The organism is Psychrobacter immobilis, assembly GCF_904846285.1.
Lineage (GTDB): Bacteria > Pseudomonadota > Gammaproteobacteria > Pseudomonadales > Moraxellaceae > Psychrobacter > Psychrobacter immobilis_D.
Genome location: NZ_CAJHAD010000011.1, coordinates 26159 through 42784, shown reverse-complemented (window position 1 = coordinate 42784; position 16626 = coordinate 26159). Strand labels below are relative to the sequence as shown.

At 44.7% G+C, this 16626-nt stretch carries 11 protein-coding genes; 4 read left to right on the top strand and 7 right to left on the bottom strand.

Annotated elements, in window-relative coordinates; genetic code table 11:
- Nucleotides 1-37: 37 nt before the first annotated feature.
- From nuoH to ndhC, 7 genes are all read right to left on the bottom strand, one after another.
- Nucleotides 38-1033: an NADH-quinone oxidoreductase subunit NuoH gene (gene nuoH, locus JMX13_RS08140; protein ID WP_201612071.1), complete on the bottom strand. Its 996-nt coding sequence runs from the start codon at nt 1031-1033 to the stop codon at nt 38-40.
- A 49-nt stretch (nt 1034-1082) separates the two neighbouring features.
- A complete protein-coding gene (gene nuoG, locus JMX13_RS08135) occupies nt 1083-4175 on the bottom strand; it encodes an NADH-quinone oxidoreductase subunit NuoG (protein ID WP_201612029.1) in 3093 nt (1030 codons plus the stop codon).
- A 10-nt stretch (nt 4176-4185) separates the two neighbouring features.
- Entirely contained in the window at nt 4186-5610 is a 1425-nt protein-coding gene (gene nuoF / locus JMX13_RS08130) for an NADH-quinone oxidoreductase subunit NuoF (RefSeq protein WP_201612028.1), read from the bottom strand.
- On the bottom strand, nt 5607-6116 hold the full coding sequence (nuoE, locus tag JMX13_RS08125; RefSeq protein ID WP_201612027.1) for an NADH-quinone oxidoreductase subunit NuoE: 510 nt from the start codon (nt 6114-6116) through the stop codon (nt 5607-5609). Before nuoE ends, nuoF begins: the two co-directional genes overlap by 4 nt.
- Nucleotides 6117-6291: 175 nt before the next feature.
- Nucleotides 6292-8067, bottom strand: a complete 1776-nt coding sequence (gene nuoC, locus JMX13_RS08120) for an NADH-quinone oxidoreductase subunit C/D (protein ID WP_201612026.1) — start codon at nt 8065-8067, stop codon at nt 6292-6294.
- A gap of 180 nt (nt 8068-8247) precedes the next feature.
- On the bottom strand, nt 8248-8916 hold the full coding sequence (locus tag JMX13_RS08115) for a NuoB/complex I 20 kDa subunit family protein (protein WP_201546587.1): 669 nt from the start codon (nt 8914-8916) through the stop codon (nt 8248-8250).
- 130 nt (nt 8917-9046) lie between these two features.
- On the bottom strand, nt 9047-9673 hold the full coding sequence (ndhC, locus tag JMX13_RS08110) for an NADH-quinone oxidoreductase subunit A (RefSeq protein ID WP_201612025.1): 627 nt from the start codon (nt 9671-9673) through the stop codon (nt 9047-9049).
- 898 nt (nt 9674-10571) lie between these two features.
- On the opposite strand from ndhC, the gene JMX13_RS08105 reads away from it, so the two are divergent.
- From JMX13_RS08105 to JMX13_RS08090, 4 genes are all read left to right on the top strand, one after another.
- The gene (locus tag JMX13_RS08105; protein ID WP_201612024.1) at nt 10572-12605 is read left to right on the top strand and encodes a UvrD-helicase domain-containing protein; all 2034 of its coding nucleotides are present in this window, start codon (nt 10572-10574) and stop codon (nt 12603-12605) included.
- Between the two features lie 96 nt (nt 12606-12701).
- Nucleotides 12702-14105, top strand: coding sequence for a magnesium transporter (gene mgtE, locus JMX13_RS08100; protein ID WP_201612023.1), 1404 nt, complete (start codon nt 12702-12704; stop codon nt 14103-14105).
- A gap of 166 nt (nt 14106-14271) precedes the next feature.
- The gene (gene dut / locus JMX13_RS08095) at nt 14272-14736 is read left to right on the top strand and encodes a dUTP diphosphatase (RefSeq protein WP_201612022.1); all 465 of its coding nucleotides are present in this window, start codon (nt 14272-14274) and stop codon (nt 14734-14736) included.
- A 108-nt stretch (nt 14737-14844) separates the two neighbouring features.
- Nucleotides 14845-16587 (top strand): phosphomannomutase, encoded by a 1743-nt coding sequence (locus JMX13_RS08090; protein WP_201612021.1) that lies wholly within the window; start codon nt 14845-14847, stop codon nt 16585-16587.
- Nucleotides 16588-16626: the final 39 nt, after the last annotated feature.

Here is a 16626-nt window from a genome sequence, read left to right as displayed (position 1 = left end):
AGCTTTACTCTAGTTCATCAGCGATGGCTAGTAACGATTATAACGTTGGGGAAAAAATCAAAATGACTGCAGCAGTAACCAACAGATTAATCAAGGTTACCGGCAGGCAGACTTTCCAGCCAAAGTTCATCACCTGATCATAGCGCGGACGCATGAGTGAGCCTCGAGCCAAAATAAACATGGTCATAAAGAATAGTGTCTTAATCATGAACCAAAAAGCTGGTGGAATAAACGGAATATCTAAATTAAACGGCGCAAGCCAACCACCGAAGAACAAACAGGTCATCAACGCAGAAATCAGTACGACGTTGACATACTCACCGATAAAGAACATACCGAATTTCATGCCAGAATATTCAACATGATAACCTTCGGCCAGCTCTTGCTCTGCTTCTGGCTGATCAAATGGATGTCTATGGGTAACGGCAACACCCGCAACCACAAAGGTTAAGAAGCCAAAGAACTGCGGAATGATATACCAGCCGTCAATTTGTGATTCAACGATTTCGCGTAGGTTAAACGAGCCTGTTAAGGCAACAACACCCATCAATGATAAGCCTAAAAAGACTTCATAACTGATAGTTTGCGCCGCTGACCGTAAGCCGCCAAGTAAAGAGAACTTATTGGCAGATGCCCAGCCACCGAACATCACTGCATAGACCGCAATACCTGCCATGGCAAAGAAGAACAAAATACCGATATCCCAATCAGCAACCCCAAGGGTTGGGGAGATAGGAATGATGGCAAATGACGCCAACGCGGTAAACATCGCTACCGCAGGTGCCAAGGTAAACATAAACTTATCGGTAAAGTTTGGCGTCCAATCTTCTTTAAAGAAGATTTTGAGCATATCGGCAACCAGTTGCAATGAGCCAAATGGACCAACACGGTTCGGACCGTAACGATCTTGCCAAAGCGCTAACATGCGGCGCTCATAGACAATCATCATTGCCGCCACTATAACCACCACCAAAAAGATAACCAGTGATTGCACGACCATAAAGAGTATCGACCAGGTATCAAAGGTCATCATACCAGCCAAAAAGCTTGGCACATCAGGGATAATGCGGGTAACTTGCATATTACAGCTCCTGTGTGGTGGTCGGCGCGCTGCTTATTGGCGTTGCGCGGTTATTGGTATTGGCTGTTAAAGCACTATCAGTCGCCATGCTGCCCATCATCGTCACCGGCGCATCAACTTTACGCACCGATGCCGGCATTGAAGGATGAATAATACTTACCTGCCCGACGGGATAACCGATACAACCTTCTGCCAAGTAACCGACGAGCTCAACTGGTAAGGTGATTTGCTGCTTATCAATCTCAATCGCCAGATAATCTCCATCAGCGATATTCCAGTCTTTGGCATCATCAATACCCACACGCCATGTTGCTAGCGGTAATTGCTCTGCAACCACTGGGCTACGTGATGCCATCATAGAGCTGGCATAAAGGTTGTAAATAGGTACCAGTTTTGCTTGTCCTTGCTGCATATTCGTTGTCGTCACCGAGGTAATTTCTGGCGCAACATATTGCCGCGTGGCTAGGCGCTTTAATTGATCAAACAGACGCACACCTGGATCACCATTTTTGAGACTACCGCCGACTTTATCTTGGTATTTATTCCATGCTTGCGGTGAGTTCCAACCGGCTGCACTGGCAAAAGGAATCATCGAGCTTGGTGTTTGCTTACCGCTATAGCCTTCCATTGAGAAGGTTAAACCAGTATCCAAATCTTTTGGCTGCATCGGCTCATGCACAGATACTGGCGCGCGCATAGAAGTACGACCTGAGTAGCGACGCGGCTGACGGGCAATTTTTAGACCGGTCATCCGGTAATCGGCATCAGGAGCAGCGCCTTTAATACCAGCAAGCTTAGGATGAGTCGTAACCAATGCATTGATGACATCATCAAGCTGTGTCCAATCGACATCACGACCTTCTAAGCTGCTATGGACGGCATGTAACCAGCGCCAGCCTTCTTTGATACTGCTCAGCGGATGATAATATTCGTTGTCATAAACTTGGAAGAAGCGCTGCGCACGACCTTCAGCAGAGATAAGCGTACCGTCTGCTTCCGCAAAGCTAGCGGCTGGCAATACAATATCGACATCTTTATGCCAATCAAGCAGCTGATGGTCAAGGGCGATGACAGTTTTGTCAGTCAATAGCTGGGTTAATTTATGCGCATCAATGGCATCAGTCAACTGGTTTTCAGCGACTATCACCACATCAAAGTCAGTCGCTAATAACTCTTCGAGTGATTGACCGCCAAGCATACAGACGCCAATACTATTGGCATCAGGAACCGCCAAATAAATACCGGCTTGCGCTTGGTACTGTTTATTAACTTCTTTGAGCTCAAGCTTGGTTGCAGGCTTACGCTCGACATCGTCTTGCGCTTCTGTATCTATACCTGTTTCCGGTTTGCTCGGCTTAGCAGACAAGTCTTTGTCTTCGCTCTGCTGAGTGGTTGCTGCTTGTGCTTCAGCGGCGCGAACCTGCTCATTATGCGCCTCAACTTGCTGCTGCTCAGTTGCTTTAATCGCCGCACGCTTTTGGCTCAATGCTTGAGCAATCTGTGCCGCTGCTTCTATCAAAGCAGTCGATGATAAGCTGCTACCAGAAACAACCAACGGCTTATCGGCTTGAATTAAGTCATAAGCGATTTGCTGTGCCAACGCTTGCATACCATCGGCATTGGTATCGACACTAGCATCTTGTTCAGCGGTTTGTGGGTCTACTATTTCCGATAAATCATCCGCAAAATCAGCAATTGCATCAGCGACTTTAAAGCCAAGCTTAGTGATATCTTCAGGTGTCGCAACGACGCTGACTTTACTGATATCTTCTAGCTTAGTTTGGATAACATCGATAACATATACTGGGCTTTGAACGCCTTGACCAATACGTTTGACTGGCTCGGCTAGCCATGATTGGGTTTTGGTTGCTGCCGCCATTTTAATGGCTTCATTTTTTGCCGCCTGACGAATCGATAGCGCCACACGTGATGAGGTTTGGGTGATATCTTCACCTAGCACCAATACGGCATCGTGGCTTTCAATATCAGTCATACCCGGGTTATAAATACCCTTAGTACTTAATACTTCAATACATTTATTGACCAGTGCTTGCTGCTGATGGTTTAGACCGGTCGAAAAGCTATCAAAGCCGACCATGTTTTTTAGCGCAAAGTTGGTCTCGAGACTCGCACGTGGTGAGCCAATACCGATGACTTTTTTATCTTTGATACGTTTGATGGTTTCATCAAGGGCATAGTCGATATTGATTTTGACATGCTTGTCATTGATACGTTCAAGCGCTTGCGTTGGGCGGTCTTCGCGATTGATATAACCGTAACCAAAGCGACCACGGTCACATAAGAAATAACGGTTCACTTCACCGTTATAGCGGTTTTCAATACGGCGTAATTCGCCATAACGCTCGCCCGGAGAGATATTACAACCGGCTGAGCAACCATGACAGATGCTTGGCGCATATTGCATATCCCATTTACGGTTATAACGCTCAGAGTGGGTTTTATCAGTAAACACACCAGTTGGGCACACTTCGGTTAAGTTGCCTGAGAACTCGCTTTCAAACTGACCATCTTTATCACGACCAAAATAAACGCGCTCGTTTGAGCCATAAACGCCCAAATCTTCGCCACCTGCATAGTCTTTATAAAAGCGGACGCAGCGATAACAAGCGATACAGCGGTTCATCTCATGAGCAATAAATGGACCAAGCTCTTGGTTGTGATGGGTGCGCTTAGTAAAACGATAGCGACGACGGCTATGACCTGACATATAGGTCATGTCTTGCAAATGACAATGTCCACCTTCTTCACAAGTTGGACAGTCATGCGGATGGTTGACCATCAACAGCTCAACCATCGACTTACGAAATGCTTTGGCTTCATCGTCGGTCACTGAAATGTACATATCATCGCCTGGTGCGACCATACATGACATCACGAGACGACCACGACCCGCTTCCATATCTTCTTTAGACTGATATTGCTTAACCGCGCACTGACGGCAAGAGCCGACTGAACCTAAGGCGGGGTGATAACAAAAATACGGCACATCAATGCCGAGTGATAAGCATGCTTGTAGCAAGTTATCTGCGCTATCTACTTCGACAGTGGTTCCATCAATATGTATGACTGCCATGCCGCTCTCCTTATTTCACTTCTGGCTGTTGATTGGCTGCAGCCTCAATGACATCTTCACCAACCGCCTGCGCAATTTTTTGATCAAACTCAGGACGGAAATATTTAATAGCACTCATCAATGGTTCCATCGCACCTGGGGCATGCGCGCAGAAAGTTTTACCGATCCATAAATCACGAGTCAACTCTTCTAACTTCTCAACATCACCGATTTGACCTTGACCGTCGTTAATGGCGGTCAATATTTTCACGCCCCACGGTAGACCATCACGGCATGGCGTACACCAACCGCATGATTCACGTTGGAAGAAAATCTCAAGGTTACGCAATAATGGCACCATATCTTGCTCTTCATCGACGACCATTAATAAACCCGTACCCATACGGCTACCGGCTTTTTGAATGGTATCAAAATCAACAACCGTATCTAGATGATCAGCCGTTAAAAAGTCGGTTGATGCGCCACCCGGTAACCATGCTTTAAGCTTTTTACCTTCCTGCATACCGCCAGCGAAATCTTCAATAATTTCACGCGCCGTATAACCAAATGGCAGCTCCCACAGACCGGGATCATTAACTAGACCTGAACAGCCAAACAGCTTAGTGCCCGGGGTTTCAACCACGCCTTTGGCTTTTGGTAAATCTTGATACCATTTACTACCATGCAAAATAATCGCTGAAACGTTATGTAAGGTTTCAACGTTATTGACTACCGTCGGACGTCCCCATGCTCCCGCTACTTGTGGAAACGGTGGCTTAGTACGAGGGTTAGCGCGGCGACCTTCTAGACAGTTAATCAAAGCGGTTTCTTCGCCGCAAATATAACGACCAGCACCGGTATGGACGTGTAAATCAAAACTAAAATCTGACCCTAAGATATTGTCGCCGACCAAGTTATTGGCACGCAATTCTTCAAGCGCTGTATTTAAACGCTCTGCTGCTAAAATATATTCACCGCGAATAAAGATATAACCAGCCGTTGCACCAATCGCATAGGCAGATATCAGCATACCTTCGATAAGCTGTAGTGGCAGACGCTCCATCAGCAGACGGTCTTTAAAAGTACCCGGCTCCATCTCATCGGCATTACAGACGAGATAACGTGAACCACCATCGGGTGGTGCCATTAGCGACCATTTGATACCTGCTGGGAAACCTGCACCGCCACGACCTTTTACCACAGCTTCTTTAATGGTATTCAAAGTATCGTCTGGCGATTGGTTTAAGGCCATTTTTAGCGCTTCAAAACCACGTAGCGATTCATAAGTGGCCAAATCCAATACCGCATCGTGATGTGCCAGGCGCCATGTTAATGGTTTGGTTTCACTAGTTGCGGTGGCTTTATCGCCATAAACAGGAATACGCTGGTCATTTAATTGGCTTGGCGCTTTGCCTTGACCGCGACGAGCAATCTGCTCTGAAATCGTTAAACTCATGCGTATAGCTCCAACAATTGGGCGACTTCTTCAGGCTGCACAGGACCATAAGTATCTTCATTAATCAAGACAGAAGGACCTTTGTCACAGTTGCCCAAACAGCAAATCGGCAATAGCGTAAAGCGGTTATCAGCGGTAGTTTGACCATAGTCAATGCCCAGCTGCGCTTTTAATTCAGCCGCCAGCGCTTCGTAACCCGTTAAGTAACAAGCTACTGAATCACAAATAAGGATGACATTGCGACCGACTGGCTGACGATAGATACGGTTAAAGAAGGTTGCCACCCCATCCATATCTGTCATTGGCACATTTAGAATGTTGGCAATGGCATTGACTTGTGCATCATCGACCCAACCGTTACGCTTTTGCACGATTTTTAGCGCATCTAAAGACGCTGCCCGTGGATGGGGATAATGATGCATAAACTCGTGGATAGCTGCAATTTCTTCAGCGGTTAAAATACTTGCCACATCTACTTTTGGCATTTTATCGGAAACAATTTTCATAATCTTTTTCTTTCCTCACTCAGCCCACTGTTAAGGTTGCGCTTATGGCGCAATGACAGCGTTTTGGTGTGCCAGTTTGGCGATAACATGTTAATGAACGTATCTTACTTTTAATACTTAACATCTAATATTTAGCATTCATAAAAGATGATGATAAATGCATTACGGCTAACATTTAGCGGTCACAATCGGCCATCACAATATCAATCGATGCCAAATACATAATGGCATCAGAGACCAATGAGCCATTAATAACCGATGGCATCTGCTGTAGGTGCGCAAATGTCGGCGTACGAATACGGGTACGATAGCTCATCGTCGCTTTATCTGAGGTGATGTAATAACTATTTAGACCTTTGGTTGCTTCCACAATCGTGGTGCACTCACCCGCTGGCATCACAGGACCCCAAGAGACGGAGATAAAGTGGTTAATCAAGGTCTCGATGTCATTCAACGTACGATCTTTTGGCGGTGGTACGGCCAATGGATGATCTGCCTTATAAGGACCTTGCGGCATATTATCCATACATTGACGAATGATACGTAGCGACTGGCGCATCTCTTCTACTTTGACCATACAGCGATCATAAGCATCGCCGTTATAGCCGACTGGAACTTCAAAGTCGTAATTCTCGTAGCCCATATATGGACGCGCTTTACGCAAATCAAAATCTAAACCTGTCGCACGTAAGCCTGCACCGGTAACACCCCAAGCTAAAGCTTGCTTGGTATTATACTGGGCAACGCCTTGGGTACGACCTTTAAGCACACTGTTTTGCAGTGCCGCTTTGACATACTCATCCAAGCGTTTTGGCATCCAGTCTAAGAACTCGCGAACCAAACGTTGCCAGCCGCGCGGTAAATCGTGCGCGGTACCGCCGATACGGAACCACGCTGGGTGCATACGGTAACCAGTCACGGCTTCGATGACGTCATAGGCTTTTTGGCGATCGGTAAACATATAGAATACCGGCGTCATACCGCCCGCATCCTGAATAAAGGTACCAACAAACAGCAAGTTATTGGTAATACGGAAAAACTCACTCATCATCACACGAATGGTTTCAGCGCGCGGTGGAATGGTAATACCCGCAAGCTTTTCAACCGACATGATGTACGGCAGCTCATTCATGACGCCGCCGAGATAGTCAATACGGTCGGTATAAGGAATGTATGAGTGCCACGTTTGACGCTCAGCCATTTTTTCGGCGCCGCGATGGTGATAGCCAATATCAGGGATACAATCGACGACTTCTTCGCCATCAAGCTGTAGCACCAAACGGAACGCACCGTGAGCGGAGGGATGGTTAGGACCGATGTTCAAGAACATAAAGTCTTCATCACGACCCGAGCGTTTCATGCCCCACTCTTCAGGGACAAAGCGCAGGTTTTCTTGTTCGTATTGTTGTTTGGCGGTATTCAAGAAATACGGGGTGAATTCAGTCGCCCGCGCATGATATTCTTTGCGCAGTGGATGACCTTCCCAATATTTAGGCAATAATATACGGGTCAAATGCGGATGGCCACTAAAAACAATGCCGAACATATCCCACACTTCACGCTCATACCAGTTGGCATTTGGCCAGATTTTGGTGGCGCTCGGTACATTGAGATCGTCTTCGCTTAGCGCGACTTTGATACGCACATCGCTATTACGCTCAAGCGACATCAAATGATAGAACACCGTAAAATCGCTGTCAGGCAAGCCTTGGCGATGTTGACGCAAGCGCTCATCTATCGCTGATAGGTCAAATAGCATGACATAAGGTTTTGGCAATTTACGCAGGTATAAGAGAACATCAAGCAAATCAGCACGTGCCACCCAAACCGTTGGAATCTCATCCACAGTGTGCTGCACGACAAACTTACCGGCATATTTTTCTTCCAGCTCTTTGATAACTGCTGGGACAGGCTTGATCTTAGGATCTATGTTTTCAACTACCGTGACCATGAATGATGTATTCCTTCATTAATCATAATTGAGCTATGCTAAACATAACCACGCTCTATTAAAAAAAACCGAGCTATGTTAATCATAACCAAACTACGATGAATATATGCGTACTGAGCACTTTTACGGATTATGAATGATTGAGCCAAACTACAACGTTAACTATTAAATGACTTATAGCTAGATACTATCTGGGCTACGTAAGTTTTTCACAGCGATACGATCTGCTTGCTTACGGTCACGCTCAGGCGTCATTTGTGGCTGATAGATACCTTGCTCATTGACATGAATACCCAGCGGACGACGCTCTTTAGTAATAGACTCTTGCAGCAGCATCAAGCCTTGAATCAAGGCTTCTGGACGCGGCGGACAACCCGGCACATAAACATCAACAGGAATGATTTTATCCACGCCTTGTACCACTGAGTAGATATCATACATGCCACCCGAGTTGGCACAAGCACCCATTGAGATGACCCATTTTGGCTCAAGCATTTGCTCATAAAGGCGCTGAATAACCGGTGCCATTTTGACAAAGCAGGTACCAGCAACAATCATCACATCCGCCTGACGGGGCGAGGCGCGAATAACTTCGGCACCAAAGCGTGATAAATCGTGAACCGCGGTTAAGGTAGTGGCATATTCGACATAACAGCAAGAAGTACCAAAGTTAAATGGCCATAGTGAGTGCTTGCGCCCCCAGTTTGCTGTTGAATGGACAAGGTCTTCAAGACGACCCATAAAGACGTTTTTATTGACTTCATCTTCGAGCGGATCATTGACCGTTTGACTAGTCTGTGCAGGATAGATATCTGCATCAGGGTTGGCTTTTGTTAATGTGTATTTCATAACATACAACCTTTATTTTAAGCGACTTGTAGCAATCAGATTGATATTACTATCGCCATAACTTCTATTATTAATAATAAGTGACCATTCTGGTGTGCAACTGCAGCAAGATAGCCAAAAGCAATTGGCTTTAAACGCCTTTAGCATTGTCTTGTTGCACAGAGGTGGCAAAATCTACGGAAGTAATATTACCTGTGGTATTAATATGATCTATATTTTGCAAGTGGCGACGATTGGTCTCGATGTTGTTAGAGACATTAATCTGTCCTGAAGACTGCGCCGGTATTTTACCCGTCGGGTCGACCATCAGCTCATCAACGCCATCAAACTTGGTGATATCTGCCAAATTGAAACCTGCTGGAGCGGCATATAAACGTGCTTGTTTACGGCGCTTATCCGCTGGCGCCCAGTTCAATGCACCTAAACTCAAGGCATAAACCAGACCAATCAACAAGTCGACGATAAAAGTCGCTGCTGTTGCAAAGCCAAGCCAGCCCGTTTCACGCACTGACACTGCATAAGCATAAAGATAAAGCGCTTCTAAGTCGAAGATGACAAAGAAAATGGCTACCAAATAGAATTTTGCAGACAAACGAATGCGGGCGTTGCCAGCTCCGACAACACCCGCTTCAAATATCTCTTCTTTTTGTGAGCCATGAGAGCGACCGCCCAGTAAGCGCGGAACGACCAGCATAAAAACAACTAGCCCAATGGCGGCTAAAATAAAAGCAATTGCTGACCAATTAAAAGCAGACATGATAATACGTGCTCCTCACCCAATCGAGTGTCAAGCGCACCGCGAATACTCACAAATAATGGTGGTAATGGCGACAGGCATAACGCAGACGAAAACACAAAGTAACTGTCATTGAGTCACTTTATTTGAGTAAATTTGTTTAAATAACTCAGTGATTATGATCAATCAATGACTATTATAGCTACTGTGCTGGTAATAACCAATTATCAAGCTTATTGACGACGATGTCAGACGTGACCAACTGTAGATGTTCCGCTCTGTTCACGGATAAAAAGGCTGGTCGCCTAACGCATCTTTTAACAACGTAAGATCAACGTATTAAATCAATATCGTATTCAATCGCTTACTTAATTGATTTAATAGCTCATTACACGTGGTCAACAATGACGTGACAACTGGCATAAATTATTTACGTACTATACGCATATCGGTAATCAAAAGCTAGTTTTTAACTGCATTGAACGGTCATTTTCTCTGCAAAAAAAATATGTTTTTTTTTACCATAAACTATGATATAGACGTTACCTTATATTAAGCCCAAATCCATATTTTTAAAAAGGCACTGGTATATATAGTGTAAGTCGCGCAATCCAAACGCTTTTTTACTGCGCACTCTCTACTAACTCCTCACCCAAAGATAGGGTTTTTGCTTTATAATGGCCCACCGAATTTCATGGTTATATCAGCGGCTGTTTTAATGACAGCGGTTATGATCAATTGTCACAAAATATTAACTGCGATGCGCTTAATGAGTGGATGGTTTAAATAATCCTATCGATGCCATGTGGCACCACCGATTTGCCTAATACGGGCATTTTTCATCTGGCTTAGCGACTCTCAATATCAGCGTCAGCCTATTTTTGCTTTCCTTTTTTGCTTTTGTCTTACAGGTCATCTTATGAGTCAACTTAATCCCAAACAACAAGAAGCGATGCTCTATGTATCTGGTCCATTGCTTGTGCTAGCAGGTGCCGGCTCCGGTAAGACATCGGTGATTACGCGTAAAATCGCTTATCTAATCGAAGAATGCAACATGCCAGCTGAGCGTATCACCGCGGTGACTTTTACCAATAAAGCGGCGCGTGAGATGAAAGCCCGTGTCAGTAAATTGCTGCCGAGTGAAAAAACTCGCGGGCTGACGGTGTCTACCTTTCACCAATTTGGGCTACAGTTTTTACGTTATGAGTTGATTCATACCCCGCTCAAAGGCAACTTTTCCATCATGGACAGCGACGACAGCAAGCGTTTGCTGATGGAGCTGATGATGCGTGACAATTTAAGCGGTGCTGAAAGTCGTGAGTTGGTTGGTAAAGCGATAAAAATGATTTCTGATTGGAAAAACGATCTGATTGAACCTGATAAGGCGATGGAAACCTTAGACGATCCAGGAGATATGATTTTTGCCACCCTTTATGCTTTATATGAGCGTAACCTGCGGGCTTATAACGCCGTAGATTTTGATGATTTGATTGTATTACCGACCAAAATATTACGTGAAAACAGAGAGCTGCGTGATAAATGGCAAAACCGTATTCGTTATTTATTGGTCGATGAGTATCAAGATACCAATACTGCTCAGTATGAAATGATTAAATATCTGGTTGGACCGCAAGGACGTTTTACCGTGGTTGGTGACGATGACCAATCTATCTATGCATGGCGCGGCGCAAAACCTGAAAATATGGCGCTGCTCAAAGAAGATTTCCCCAAACTTAAAATCGTTATGCTTGAACAAAATTACCGTTCAACCACGCGTATCTTGACCTCTGCCAACGCCGTTATTACCAATAACGAGCATTTATTTGAAAAGAAACTCTGGTCAGATAAAGGTCAAGGCGAGAAAATTCGTATTATTAATTGCCGTAATGACGATGATGAATCAGAGCGCGTTGCAAAAGAGATTGTCACGCATAAATTACGTTTTGGTAATGAGTGGGAGCAATATGCGGTTCTCTATCGCAGTAACTTTCAGGCGCGCATGCTAGAGGCACAATTGCGTCAGCTGCAAGTCCCTTATAAGTTATCGGGCGGTCAATCGTTCTTTGCCCGTAGTGAAATTAAAGACATCATGGGCTATCTGCGTTTGATTCTTAACCCTGAAGATGACAGCGCATTTTTACGCATTATTAATACGCCTAAGCGCGGGATGGGACCAGCAACCCTTGAAAAGCTTGGTTTATTTTCACAAGAGCATAGCATCTCGTTATTGGCATCTTGTACCCATGCTGGGCTTGCTCACGTTTTGCCGTCAAAAGCCTATGGCACCTTAAAAGAGTTTGGCGATTTTATTGGCCACTATACCCGCGAGCTCGATCAGCATCCTGATCCTGTACCAATCGTCCGTCAAATGATTGATGAGACCGGTTATATTGACTTTATCCGTAGCGACTCAAAAACGCCGCAACAAGAAAAAAACCGTATTGATAATATCGACATGCTTTATACCAGTATTCAATCACTGATTAATCGTGCTGAAGAAGATGAAGACCGCACCATTGATACCATCATTCGTAAGCTGGTTTTGCTTGATATGCTCGAGCAGCAGCAAGAAGAAGAAAACACCAATAAAGTGAACCTCATGACTTTACATGCGGCAAAAGGCTTAGAGTTTGATTTTGTATATATCATGGGGCTTGAGGAAGAGATGCTACCGCACCGCAACTCTATCCTGAGCGAGACGGTCGACGAAGAACGACGCTTGATGTATGTGGGCATTACTCGTGCGCGTCGCGAGCTAACATTGACGCTCGCCACTCAGCGCCGCGCGGGTGGTCAAATGCGCGTGACGTCTGAATCCAGATTCTTAGATGAGCTGCCAGAAGAACATATCGACTGGCCAGCCAAAGCGAAAAAGAAAAAAGCCAGCAAAGACCCTGAAAAAGTCGCTGATGAATACTTGGCCAATATTCGCGCTTTATTAGGTAATCGCTAAACTCAACTTTTAAAAAATTTCTCATGCTTAGCGTACTTAAAATAAGCGCTAAGCTTAATTTTCATATTAACCCCTTTTAAAAAACTTGGAACCTTTATGCCCACCTCGACGCCGAATCCTGAACGACCATCGACACGGCAGGGCGATTATAATCCGGCAGAATCTAGCGGCGAATATAAGCTGCTGTATTTACAAGGTTTGGTTGCCGAAAAGGCATATGGGGCGATTACTGAGTTTTTAGAAAAGCAATCAGAATATGAGATTGCCAGCTTATTAGAATCTTTCCCTAGCCAAAACCGTTTATTGATATGGGCACAGGTGCCAGAAGATATCAAAGGTGAAGTGCTGGCGGAGTTAGAGTTTGATACCCGCCAACCGCTGTTAGAAAACGTCTCTTCAAAAGAGATATCGCTTTTTACCCAAGACCTTGATGCGCAAGATATCTCCGAGATTCTAGATACCGTTACCGAAAGTGTGCGTACCTCGGTGATGGCGACTTTGGATGAAGATATTCGCATTCAGGTCAATAAGCTTGATACTTATGCCGACTGGGAAGTCGGTAGTTATATGGATCCTGACCTGATTCAAATCAGGGACGATATCACCCTTGCAGAAGTACAAAACTGGCTGCGAGAAAATGCCGATTTGCTCGATGACGAGAGCCAAGAGCTTTTGGTCGTCGACCAAAGCCAACAACTGCTTGGCTTATTAAGTCTGGCTGATTTAATTAAGCATGAACAAAGCACCTTAGTCGCTGATTTAATCGATAGCGCCATTACTGTCAATGATCGCTTAGATATTCAAGATGCGGCAGCGATTTTCCGTTCAGAAGACATTCGCTTTGCGCCTGTAATTAATAGCCATGGCGAGCTGGTCGGTCAGTTAAATGGCGAAGATATCATGGAGATTATCCAAGACGATGTCGATAGCACCATGAAAAATCTTGCCGGTGTCAGCCAAGATGAGGAGCTGTTTGCCCCTATTTTGACCAGCGCCAAAAGCCGCAGTATTTGGCTGGGCATTAACTTGTGTACCGCGCTACTGGCCGCGGCGGTGATTGGGCAGTTCGAAGCCGTATTAGCAAAAGTGGTGGCGTTGGCAATACTGATGCCCGTGGTTGCCAGTATGGGCGGAATTGCAGGCTCGCAAACACTGACGGTGGTCATTCGCGGTATGGCAATGGGTCAAATCGGTGGTTCCAACCGCCTATGGTTATTAAATAAAGAGCTGTGGGTTGGGGCGATAAACGGTATCATATGGGCGATAATCATGGCGTTTATTGCCCAATTGTGGTTTCATGATATTAAAATCAGTGCCGTTATTGGCTTTGCTATCGCGATTAACATGACTGCCGCCAACGTTTCAGGCATCAGTATTCCGCTGATGCTCAAACGTATGAATATTGATCCGGCGTTGTCTGCCTCTGTTATCCTTACCACGGTAACAGATATTGTTGGCTTTATGTCGTTTTTGGGCTTGGCAAGTTTACTGATTCTTTGATCAATCGCATATGAAAATATGAAAATATGAAAATCTGAAAACTAAAAGTTAGAAATCAGCAGCTATTTATAATGAAAATAGTTGTTGTTGAGTATATTTAAAAATCAGGGCATGCCCTAGATTCATTCTGTTTATAAAACCATTAAAATCGTTAAGTGAGTGCATTATGCAAGCTGTACAAGTTAAAGTATTAAACCCTAAAATTACTGAAGATAAAGCGTTTTCTTTACCGACACGCGCAACCGATGGCAGCGCAGGTATCGACTTACGCGCTTGCATTGACGAGCCTTTGACGATTAAAGCCGGTGCGACGCATTTGATTGGTACTGGTTTGGCGGTTTATATTCAAGACCCTAATTTTGCAGGTATGATTTTACCGCGCTCAGGTCTTGGGCATAAGCATGGTATTGTTTTGGGTAATCTAGTCGGCTTGATTGATGCCGATTACCAAGGCGAGCTGATGGTCAGTATTTGGAATCGCAGCAATGAAAATTTTATCTTAAATCCTGCCGAGCGTATGGCGCAATATGTGGTTGTACCGGTTGCTCGTCCTGAGTTTGAATTGGTGGCAGAATTTAGTGATACCAGTGCGCGCGGTGCCGGTGGTTTCGGACATTCAGGTCGTCAGTAGTCCGTACTGATTTACCATTTTAATTTTTTATGATGATCACAATCTAGAAATCATAATAATTTAACAATCACAATAACTTAATAAACACGACAATAAGGAGAGTAAGCGATGCCGTCTTTTGCTGCGCAGCAATCCTTATTTCGTGCTTATGATATTCGTGGTTCGCGCCAGCATTTTACCAATGACTTTATTCAAGCATTGGGGCACGCTTTTGCTCATCTTTATCGAGTTCAGCAAAAAACTAATAACGAAAATAATAGCCAAAGCGCTAACAAAAAAACCATCGTTGTTATGGGTTATGATGTGCGCTGCGGTAGCGATACCGTTGCCCAAACACTTACTGATGTGTTATCTCAGCAAGGTATACAGGTCATTCAATTAGGTCTTGTTACCACGCCCATGATGATTTTTTGGGCGGAGCAATATCAGGGGCATGGCATTATTGTCACTGCCAGTCATTCCGCTAAAGACATTTTAGGGGTCAAGTGGCTAGTCAACCATACCTCTCCGAGCAGCGCAGACATTCAAGTTCTCTATCAGCAGCTAGCTAGCGGCGACGCACAAGATAATTCTTTAGTCGCTATTGATAAGCCTATTTATCATAAACAGCAACATTTATCTGTTAATCAAGTCGCAAGCGTTTATATAGACACCATTACACAAGTTTTTGAGCAAATTTATCAATATAATAACCAGTCAAATAGCCAGAGCGCAAAAGATAGTTATACACCCTCCTCCAAACTTGATTTAGTGGTGGTGATTGATTGTATGCATGGCGCGACCAGCAATATTGCCAAGCCTTTATTTGAACGTTTTTGCCAGCAGGTCATCACCTTTAACGACATGCCAAACGGTGATTTTCCTGCCGGCAATCCGGATCCTACTGAGCCGCAGCGTCTTAAGCAATTACAGCAAAGCGTGCTTCTGCATCAGGCAGATATAGGTATCGCCTTTGATGGTGATGGCGATCGGTTAATGGTGGTTGATAATCAGGGCAAAGTTGTCACGCCTGACCATCTGCTTTATATGTTGGCAACAGTAGCTGTCAATCAGTGCCCTCCGCCGTTAAATGAGTCATTATCAAACGCTCAAGTGCTTTTTGATATTAAATGCTGTCATCATTTACCAAAGCTCATTACTGAACTTGGCGCCACGCCTGTGATTAGTAAAACAGGTAGCAGTTTGATGCGGCAACAAATGCAGCAGTCTGACGGTCAAATTGTCTTTGCCGGTGAGTTATCTGGGCATTTTATTTTTAATGATAGCTATTTTATTCTTTATGATGATGCCATGTATGCGGCATTAAGACTGCTACATTGGTTAGCTAAACCACAACTGGTTAAGCCCAATCTAACGACTCGTACAACAAGCCTATCTGATATCATCGAGAGTTTACCCGTTATCGTCAGTACGGCTGACCATTATTTACCGCTGCCAGAAACAGTTTTGACAAAGTGCTCAATCGTTGAGCAGTTGACCCGTCTATGTCTTTATTTACAACATCTTATAACAGTCACAGCGCTTTGCTCGACTCATTCTAATGACCAGACTATCATCAACTGTGCACCAGCGCATTGTACCTGTTCCGCTCAAAAACACGCTATAACTTTAGAAGCAGCAAAAAAACTCTTGCCAATTGGTACGACACTAAGCTGTATTGACGGGGTACGTTTGGATTTCGCGCGCGGGTTTGGCGTATTACGCCAATCAAATACCAGTCAAAATCTGACCGTGCGCTTTGCCGGTGATAGCATCGACGATCTTATCGATATTCAAACGAGATTCGCCGCTTTATGCCGCCCATTTAACGAGCATTTAGCCACGCAAATACTATCTATCGTTGCTGAATAGCTATTATTTAACTGATTTTTTTACCATTTATTTTATTAG

Bases quoted from the DNA above. Each gene is read 5' to 3' on its own strand.
- mgtE (WP_201612023.1), top strand. From the start codon at position 12,702: ATGCCCACCTCGACGCCGAATCCTGAACGACCATCGACACGGCAGGGC.
- nuoF (WP_201612028.1), bottom strand. From the start codon at position 5,610: ATGAGTTTAACGATTTCAGAGCAGATTGCTCGTCGCGGTCAAGGCAAA.
- ndhC (WP_201612025.1), bottom strand. From the start codon at position 9,673: ATGTCTGCTTTTAATTGGTCAGCAATTGCTTTTATTTTAGCCGCCATT.
- JMX13_RS08105 (WP_201612024.1), top strand. From the start codon at position 10,572: ATGAGTCAACTTAATCCCAAACAACAAGAAGCGATGCTCTATGTATCT.
- nuoH (WP_201612071.1), bottom strand. From the start codon at position 1,033: ATGATGACCTTTGATACCTGGTCGATACTCTTTATGGTCGTGCAATCA.
- dut (WP_201612022.1), top strand. From the start codon at position 14,272: ATGCAAGCTGTACAAGTTAAAGTATTAAACCCTAAAATTACTGAAGAT.
- nuoE (WP_201612027.1), bottom strand. From the start codon at position 6,116: ATGAAAATTGTTTCCGATAAAATGCCAAAAGTAGATGTGGCAAGTATT.
- JMX13_RS08115 (WP_201546587.1), bottom strand. From the start codon at position 8,916: ATGAAATACACATTAACAAAAGCCAACCCTGATGCAGATATCTATCCT.
- JMX13_RS08090 (WP_201612021.1), top strand. From the start codon at position 14,845: ATGCCGTCTTTTGCTGCGCAGCAATCCTTATTTCGTGCTTATGATATT.
- nuoC (WP_201612026.1), bottom strand. From the start codon at position 8,067: ATGGTCACGGTAGTTGAAAACATAGATCCTAAGATCAAGCCTGTCCCA.
- nuoG (WP_201612029.1), bottom strand. From the start codon at position 4,175: ATGGCAGTCATACATATTGATGGAACCACTGTCGAAGTAGATAGCGCA.